The organism is Frankia sp. R82 (assembly GCF_023716925.1).
GTDB lineage: Bacteria > Actinomycetota > Actinomycetes > Frankiales > Frankiaceae > Frankia.
In genome coordinates this window covers 1-1,481 of sequence record NZ_JAMQQG010000152.1, presented here as the reverse complement: position 1 = coordinate 1,481, position 1,481 = coordinate 1, and the positions used below count along the sequence as shown (strand labels likewise).

The following is a 1,481-nucleotide window of genomic DNA, read 5'->3' as shown; positions in this document are numbered from 1 at the left end:
GACCGGAACCCGGCAGCCGCCGGCGGAGCCGGGCGCACGTCGACCGTCGGCGCGGCCTCCACGGCCGGCACCGGCGTGGAGGGCACGGGCGTGGTCGGCGACGACGCGACGTCGGACGCGGTCCGTCCGGGAGTCGACGACCCGTGGGTCGCAGTACTGGCCGCCAGGGTCGGCGAGACGACCACGGCCGCCGCGTCCGCGCTCACCGTCTCGTGACCACCAGGCAGCCCGGCCATCCCCAGGACAACCGTAACGACCACGACCAGCGCGAACCCGGTCAGGGCGGCAAGCGCACCCCAGGACCGGCCCCTCATCCGGGCACGGGGCCGCCCACCGCGTGCAGCCCTGGCCCAGGCCGCGAGATAGTCCTGCGCAGAGGTCGCCGACCCGGGCCTGCCGTCGGCGACGTCACCCACGGCATCCACGTCCGGTGCCCGCTCGCAGCGGCCTGACGGTGCCGCGTTCGGCGAGGCCATGAGCTCCGTCCCGGCCGGATCCAACGAAGTGGTCACCGCCTCCGAAGTGGTCGCTGCCTCGCCGTTCCCATGCGCGGCCAGATGCGTCCCCAATGTGCCTTAGGTGCACTTTTAGGCTAGTTATCCGGAAACAGAGGTTACCGAAAGCGCCCGATCCAGTCGAGTCCGTCATCAATCGTTCATGTCGACTTTCTGCCCAGGTCACCCGCGCCGCGGGACCCGAGGCGCCGATCCGCTCGACGGAGCGCCGATCCGCTCGACGGAGTTCAACCTCGGGCCGACCACCGCTGGTATCGGTTGGTCTTGCACGGCGAGGTGTACAACTCGCCCGCGCCGTTGCTGTCCAGGCAACGCCGGGTGCCGACGTCCGTCAGGGTCACCGTGCCATCACCGGTGTCGACTGTCCGCCACTGCTGGTTGACCTTGTTCTGGCACACCCGGGTGTATGCCTGCCCCGCCGCGTTGCTGTCCAGGCAGTACCCGGTCGCGATGTTCGTCAGCACGACCGTGCCGTAGCCGAACACCCGCCACCGCTCATGGTCGGAACCGTTGCAGTCGCTGGTGTACGCGAGCTGCCCACCGTTGCTGTCCAGACACAGCCCGGTCGCCAGGTCGGCGAACGACAGCCCGACGGGCTGCGCCGGTTGCGCTGCCGCGGGTGCCTGGGGCTGGGGCTGGGGCTGGGTCGGAGCTGCCGCGGGTTGGGCGGCCGGTGTCATCGGGGCCGGCAATGCGGCACCCGATGACACCGGAAGGTCCACCGGCTGACCTGGCCCACCGGGCCCGACCCGGGCCGGGCCGGCATCGTCGGTGCGCACCGTGACGGGTAGGGCGTCGACCGACGGCGGCTGGACGACGCCCCGCGCGCTCCGAGCCGGCCCGCTTACCGGCGGCGCCACCACGTCCCCGGCCGGCGGACGTTCGGTGCTGTGTCACTGACGTATGTTTGCCACTATCGGTGAAGTGAGATTGCCGGCCAAGGGGAAGGTGCGCTGGTGCCCGATT

General features: G+C 71.3%; 1 protein-coding gene and 1 pseudogene. Both read right to left on the bottom strand.

Annotated features, from left to right (window positions below):
- Positions 1-512, bottom strand: a pseudogene (locus ND747_RS16300) (hypothetical protein); the annotation flags it as partial.
- 230 nt (positions 513-742) lie between these two features.
- Positions 743-1,375 carry an RICIN domain-containing protein gene (locus tag ND747_RS16295; RefSeq protein WP_251734461.1) on the bottom strand — a complete coding sequence of 211 codons (633 nt, stop codon included), beginning with the start codon at positions 1,373-1,375 and terminating at the stop codon, positions 743-745.
- Positions 1,376-1,481 lie beyond the last annotated feature (106 nt).